We start from the raw sequence: 7,222 nt of genomic DNA on the forward strand, positions 1-7,222 counted from the left end.
TGACCCACGATCCGCCGAATAAAGGTTACTTCAATGGACAGTGCGAGCTAAAGAATGCCTTTGAGGGTTACTGGTGCTGCTGTTAGAACTATTGTTAGCATTATCTATCGCAAGTCGAACCGTCAACATTGCGTAACTCAGCCAAGGATTTGCTATATCTATAATATAACCTTCTGTAAGGTTGCTTATAATAATAGACACTAGAAAACAAATAGGGATTCCCGCTTCTTCCAGCGTGCTACGACTCAAATACCGAACTGCATAAGCTAAATTGAGCAGCAAGGAAGTCATCATTAAAATTAATCCCGGCCAACCGAAGGCTAACAAGATACCGATGGCGCCATTGTGAGGATTTTTAGGTTGAAATCCATTAGGAGTATAAATAAAATAAGCAGGAGTAGCTGAGCCTAACTTATCTTGTTGAAAAAATCCATCGTATCCGTAGCCAAACCAGGGGCGCTGGTTGACCGCATTTATTAACTGTGGCCAGAATTCGGTGCGACCAGTTAGAGTCAAGTCTTTGCCTAACCCACCTACAATAATATCCTCTAGGTTGTCTACTACAAAAACAGTCATAATTATGCTGAAAACCAGGAAACATATAATCGCAGTAAATGCCCACTGAAAACTTAACTTTTTTAGAAAATTTAGCGAGGAGACTGCAATTATTAATATGATAGTAATCACTAAAGCAGATCCCGACTTATTAGCCCTGACCAGGTAAAATGAAAATAACATCATTCCCAAAGCAATCCAGCGTTCTTTCTGAGTTTTAGCTCCTTGAGAATAATGCAAATACCAAAATGCCGTACATAAAGCTAAGACTCCCCCCAAAGAATTTTTAGATTGGGTTAAGCCGATAAAATCCCCTGAACCAGGGGGTTTCATTACAAAACTGGCAAAACCGATTGCCGTGTATCCCCATCGCCAAAAACCAGATAAGTCTTCCCACTTATATTGCGCTGCAATGTAACACCCGAAAACAGTAAATCCTGAAAAAGCTATGCCTGCTCTTAGCGTTTCTTCAGGAACTAGAGACCATAATGTAGACAGTAATGGAAGTAATGTATAAAGTAAAAAGAAAGGATTCATTATTAACACTTTAGCAAAAAAATGTATAAAATTGCTACTAAATTTCTTGACACGTGAAAATAAAATAAGTAATACCCAGGGGTAAAAAAAATAAGGCAGCAGTTTTAAAATGCCACCTTCAGGATCTTTCAAATTAATAAAATGCAAGTAATTAAAAGGAGGTTGTGTCAGAAAGGGAGAGATGAAAATATAAAAAATAGCAAAGCTTTTTTCTAAAGCCAAACCAATTTTTTTATAACTAGCAAATTGAAATAATAGTATAGTTGCCATCGCGAGTATAGCAATTAGCATCCATGTTAATGAAGAAGTACCTAAAATCAGCTCCTTCAGCAGATTTGCTTTAGACACTGGTTGAGTCATAATTGCTTTCCTTTATCAAAAACAATATCAAATTATATAGATATAAAATATAGCCGTCAACCCGCAACTACGCTAGCACAGAAATTAGGCATACAGCAAAAATACAGCATCCTTTTTTCGGTGATCGCTTAAAATAATGAGCTTTTTGCCCAGCACTAAAAAGGCTACACTTATATAAATCATAGTCAATAAAATTAGGTGGCTTATGGTTAACACCCATTTTCCAAGACAGATAGCCCCGTCGGTTGTGGGTCTTGTCTTGTTTGCTTCCAGTGTCCTCGCTGACGCCAGAAGCACCCCGGCACAACTTCCCATCCGCCTAGGCGCAGACCAAGCCCAGACCGTTGCACCCGTTACGAGAGCGCCCGAAAGCTACAAACTCGGCGGTGGCGATCGCATCCAAATAGAAATACTAGAAGTACCAGACCTCAGCCGCGGCTACGAAGTGCTTTCCGACGGTTCCGTCAACCTGCCCCTGATCGGCCTGGTCTCCATCCGCGGGCGCACCTTAGTAGAAGCCACCAACATCATCCGCAACGCCTACCGCCGCGTCCTCAAAGACCCCATAGTCACAGTCAGCCTCGTCGCCGCCCGCCCCCTCAACGTCGGCGTCATCGGAGAAGTTACCAGACCCGGAAACTTCACCATCACCCTAACTCCTGGCCCGGGAGCCTCGCCGAGTGTCCAGTACCCCACCGTCACCCAAGCGATCAGACTCGCAGAAGGCGTCACGGGTGTCGCCGACATCCGCAACATCCGCGTCCGCCGTCCCCAACGAGACGGCCCCGATCAAGTGCTCAACGTCAACCTGTGGAAATTCTTGCAAGAAGGAGACATCTCTCAAGACATCATTTTGCAAGACAGAGACACAATCGTGATTCCCACAGTCGCCAACTTCAACCAAGCAGAAGCTCGTCAATTTGCGACGGCCAACTTTTCGCCACCCCCAGAAAAACCTCGATCGATCTCAATCGTTGGCCAAGTCACCCGCCCAGGGGCTTACGTCGTGATCGGTGGCAACACAACAAACGACCTCAGCCGCGAAGGTTTCCCCACAGTCATCCGGGCCATTCAGCTAGCCGGCGGCATCACCTCGGATGCCGACATCCGGCAAATCCAAGTGCGGCGCGTCACCAGAAGAGGCGAACAAATTATCCCAGTCAACCTGTGGCAGTTTCTAGAGTCCGGCGACGGCGCCCAAGATACCATCCTCCAGGAGGGAGACACGATCATCGTGCCCAAAGCTACGATCGTTAACCCTGCAGAAGCTGGTGTGCTCGCTAGCACTAACTTTGCCCCCGTCGGCATTAACGTTTTTGTAGTAGGAGAACTCAGAACATCCCTCGATCCCTTGAGGCTCCCAGCTAATGCCACGCTGAATCAAGCTTTAATTTCCAGAGGATTTTTTGGGTACGAGAATACCAGAGCTAGAAGAGATAAAGTTGAGCTAGTCCGCCTGAATAACGATGGTACAGCTACTAAACGGACGATCCAAGTCGATTTAACTCAAGGAATTAACGAAGAAACCAATCCTCAACTTCGCAACAACGACATGATTATCGTATCTCGCAGGGGTCTCGTCAATTTTGTCGATCGCATGAACGCTGTAATAGGACCTGTCGGGCCAGCTACGGGAGTGTTAAATTTTATAAACGTTCTCCGATTTTTATTCAGGTAAGAAGGCGGCGGGTGAGGTGGATAATTCCTGGCCAAGGCTAGAATAAACTAAACAATAAGATTACCCAGCCGCGACCTGGCCGCTTCAAAAATATCAACCTCAAAAATATCAACCTCAAAAATACCCAGGCTGAATATGGATAGCAGACAAGATTACCAACCCTTCACACCCAAATCGAATGGCAAACTGCCGGAGTTATCTGCTCAGAACTACAGAGATCACTTGGTAGAGGAGAGAGAAGAAGAAAAGCTAGACTTGTCCTGGCTGTTAGGCGTCGTGCGCCGTCGCTTCCTGGTCATGGCAGCAGCCACCATAGCTTTGAGTGCCCTGGCAGGAACAGCGATCATCGCCACTTCTAAAAGCATAACGGTCGAGTATGAAGGCTCCTTTTCCCTGTTAGTAGAACCAGCCACGGCTGAAGGTTTGCAATCCAAACAATTAAACAACACCCAAGCTGCAGACTTAGCAAGAATTAATATAGAAGGAATTAGCTTACTAGACTACGAAACCCAAATTAGGATTTTGCGTAGCCCCAAAATGATGCACCCAGTGATTGAGGAATTGCGAACGTGGTATCCCAAAATGAACTATACGGAACTGATCTCAAAAATGTCGATCAACCGCATCAGCTACACGAAAGATGGCAAACAGCAAGGCACAAAAATTTTACAAGTTCGCTACAAAGATTCAAACCAAAAAAAAATTTATAGGGTATTGGATAAAATTTCTAGAGCTTATCTAGAATACAGCTTGCAGCAACGGCTGATGGGCATTAATCAAGGTATTAAATTTATAGATGCGGAGATGCCCAAGCTCCGACAAAGAGTGGAAGTTTTGCAACTGCAAGTCCAAAGACTGCGGCAGCAGAGCAACTTGTTTGAACCGCAGCTAGAGGGAAAATCTCTGTCTGAACAAGTTCAAAGCATTCGAGGCAAGCAAGTAGAAATCAGAGTTCAGCTACAAGGGATGCGAAACCTCTACCAAAACTACGAAAAATTACTCCAGGAAAATAATCCCCAGGGGCTGCTGATGACCCAAGGACAAGCTTACGCTGGACTGTTAGGTCAAATCCAGAAAATAGACTCGGATTTGTCAATGAAATTAGCTCAGTACAGAGAAGACAGTTTGCCAGTTTTAGCATTGAAAAAAAGTCGGGAAGAACTGATTTTAACCGCCACTCAACAAGCCAGAGAAGTGGTGATGGGAAATTTGGAGACCCAAATCAAAGAATTGGAAGCGCGCGATCGCGAAATGACAGCTTTGCAAAATGCTCTCAACCAAAAAATTAGAAACTTTTCAGTCACAACCCGACAATACGACGATTTACAGCGGGAACTGCAAGTAGTTACTAAGAGTTTTTCGGACTTCTTGGCCAAACGAGAAGCCTTGCGGATCGATGCAGCTCAGCAGCAAATCCCCTGGGTGCTGATAAATCCTCCGGAAATTCCGCTGGACAAATTCGGCAACCCTATCACAGCTACCGTCAAACAAACCAAAAAACAGTTAGCGCTGGCAGTAATTTTAAGCAGTCTGCTGGGCATAGCAGTCGGCTTGCTCGTAGAGGTGCTAAATACTGTGTTCCACACTCCAGAATCACTGAGAATGGCCACAAGATTGCCAATACTCGGGGTGATTCCGTTTACCAAAAAAGTCAAGCGCAGACCGCCAGCCAGACAGAGAAAACTAACATCGGCTCGATCAAACTCGAAAGTGAAAGTAGTCGAACCGGTCGAAGCTAGGCATACTGGTCCGATGAGCGGGGGATCAAGTATTTTGAGTGACTTGGACTCTCAATTTTTAGAAGCATTTCGATCGCTATACACGAACATTCACTTGCTCAGTGCAGGCACGGCAATTCGATCGCTCTTAATCGGCTCAGCCGTAGCCGGAGACGGCAAATCTACAGTAGCTTTGCACCTGGCAGCCACAGCAGCAGCAGTCGGACAGCGAGTATTGTTAGTAGATGCAGATTTGCGCTGCCCGCAACTGCACGCTAAGTTAGGACTGCCAAACGTGCGTGGCCTGGGCGAGGCCATCTCCACGGACCTCAGCCTCAACGACGCGATTCAACGAGCCCCGAACCAAGAAAATTTATTTGTACTCACCGCCGGCCAAATTCCCCCCGATCCGATCAAGCTTCTTTCTTCCAAAAAAATGCAGTATCTGATGGAGCAATTTCAAGCATTTTTTGACTTAGTAATTTATGACACCCCGCCAGTAGCAGGCTTGGCGGACACCCACTTGATCGCAGCTCGCACAGACGCTACGATTATGGTCGTCCAAATTGGGCAAACAGACCGATCGCAAGTTCGCAAAGCTTTAGAAGAATTAAAAATTTCTGGAGCTTCCGTCTTGGGTATCGTTGCTAACGGCTGCAAAAACACCGGTCACAGCTACCGCCAGCGCCCGGTCGTTTTAGAGACGCTCTACGACCAAAAACTATCGGCTTTAGGTACAAGAAATCCTAATTAGAGAAATGTTGATGCAGGCGGCCGAGCGCCGCCTGCATCAACGGGAAACGCACAACCAAGCTATATCCTGATTTTTTGATAATAGTACCATTTGAGAAAGAAAATGATAGACTAACGGACATAGCCTCGTGTGTCAACCGAGATTGCGCGGATCTTTAAATTTTGCGGTAATTACTCAGAAAATGATTGAGAAATCAGCAAAAGTGGGTAAACTACATTTAGCAGAGCGCAATCTCAATCAGGAAAAGACACCTTTGAAGGTGAACGTTAGTGTAAACGTTAATGTGAACGTTTCAACCCAGAAACTTGGTAGGGATTATTCTATGAGTACAGTTATGGTTGTTGATGATAGCGTCACTCTGCGGGAGATGATCGCCGACTTGCTCAAAGGTAGAGGACTCAACGTCACGGTAGCGAGTGATGGCGTAGAAGCTCTAGAGCAAATCAAGGCTAACCGCCCAGATTTAGTCGTTCTGGATATCGTGATGCCCCGGATGAACGGCTACGAAGTCTGTCGTCGGCTCAAAAGCGACCCTAAAACCCAAAATTTGCCGGTGGTGATGTGTTCGAGCAAAAGCGAAGAGTTCGATCGCTATTGGGGAATGAAACAAGGAGCCGACGCTTACATCGCCAAGCCCTTTCACCCTCAAGAATTGGTCGGCACTATTAAGCAACTGCTGCGAGGTTGAGGTAGAGGAATAGGGACAGGAAAAAAATTGTCTTGAGCGCTGATTATTTCTGCTCCCGCAGCCTCTCTAAACTACTCGATTGACAATAGTCCAAACATCCCCGTCAGATCGCACGTAGGGAACAGAAATACTCTTAAAACCAGTAATAAAAGGCTTGTAATAAACCTGCCAGTAGCTGGGACTAATTTGGTCGGCGATAGCTTTGAGTCCCTTCACTTCCGCAGCCAGTTCCGCCGCCAGTTCATTAATCCGTTCCGCGTGCCCCTGAGCTAGTAATCTTCCTTCTTCAACTTGCTGCTCCATGGGACTGATTCTTTGCAATTTTACCGACTGCTGCTGTTTCTGACTTAGTTGAGCAGACAGAGCCGCGATCGCATCATCAATCCCCTTGACTTCTGCCGACACTTGTGCTGTTTCCCTCGCGTGACGCCGATAAGCATCGGCGATCGCTTGGGGCGAATCACCTGCTGGAACAACATCGGCAATACTAAGCTGCTGGCGTTCCAGGCGCAATTCCTCAATTTGAGAGTAAATTGCCTCTATATCTGTCTGAAGTTTGTCCACCTAATTACCGCGTGGTTGTTGGATATTTGAGCATATTAACACAAACCCATCACCTAATCGGCATAGAAATTGCCTATTTTAGGCGGGCTAGAAGCAAAGCCACACAAGCAGAAGTTGAATAGTTTGAAAAATACAAATTTTTATATTTCTCAGTTGAGCGATTCCGTCGATATCCAGTCCGGTTAATCAAGTCGTGTCCGGTAAAATCAGCATTATAGATTGGTAGTGAGGAAGGCAAGTACGAGCGAGTTTAACGAGGATTAAAGTCGCCACTACAAACACAATTACCATTTACCATTTACCATTTACCATTTACCATTTACCATTTACCATTTACCATTTACCATTTACCATTTACCATTTACCAT

5 protein-coding genes are annotated in these 7,222 nt (G+C 45.6%); 3 read left to right on the forward strand and 2 right to left on the reverse strand.

Annotation, left to right across the window (positions count from 1 at the left end):
• Positions 1–30 precede the first annotated feature (30 nt).
• Positions 31–1,452 carry an O-antigen ligase family protein gene (locus QUA04_RS14355; RefSeq protein ID WP_333258026.1) on the reverse strand — a complete coding sequence of 474 codons (1,422 nt, stop codon included), beginning with the start codon at positions 1,450–1,452 and terminating at the stop codon, positions 31–33.
• A gap of 259 nt (positions 1,453–1,711) precedes the next feature.
• Here QUA04_RS14355 and QUA04_RS14360 point away from each other — a divergent pair, with 259 nt between their 5' ends.
• The 3 genes from QUA04_RS14360 to QUA04_RS14370 all read left to right on the forward strand — a co-directional run bounded on the left by QUA04_RS14360 (position 1,712) and on the right by QUA04_RS14370 (position 6,290).
• Positions 1,712–3,130 (forward strand): polysaccharide biosynthesis/export family protein, encoded by a 1,419-nt coding sequence (locus QUA04_RS14360; RefSeq protein ID WP_333258027.1) that lies wholly within the window; start codon positions 1,712–1,714, stop codon positions 3,128–3,130.
• Between the two features lie 135 nt (positions 3,131–3,265).
• A complete protein-coding gene (locus tag QUA04_RS14365; protein ID WP_333258028.1) occupies positions 3,266–5,602 on the forward strand; it encodes a polysaccharide biosynthesis tyrosine autokinase in 2,337 nt (778 codons plus the stop codon).
• 322 nt (positions 5,603–5,924) lie between these two features.
• Positions 5,925–6,290, forward strand: coding sequence for a response regulator transcription factor (locus QUA04_RS14370; RefSeq protein WP_039886668.1), 366 nt, complete (start codon positions 5,925–5,927; stop codon positions 6,288–6,290).
• Between the two features lie 66 nt (positions 6,291–6,356).
• On the opposite strand, the gene QUA04_RS14375 is transcribed toward QUA04_RS14370, so the two are convergent.
• Complete coding sequence (locus QUA04_RS14375) at positions 6,357–6,854, reverse strand: hypothetical protein (protein ID WP_333258029.1); 498 nt, start codon at positions 6,852–6,854, stop codon at positions 6,357–6,359.
• Positions 6,855–7,222: the final 368 nt, after the last annotated feature.

Source organism: Microcoleus sp. S13_C5, assembly GCF_036700845.1.
In the GTDB taxonomy this organism is placed as follows: Bacteria; Cyanobacteriota; Cyanobacteriia; order Cyanobacteriales; family Microcoleaceae; genus Microcoleus.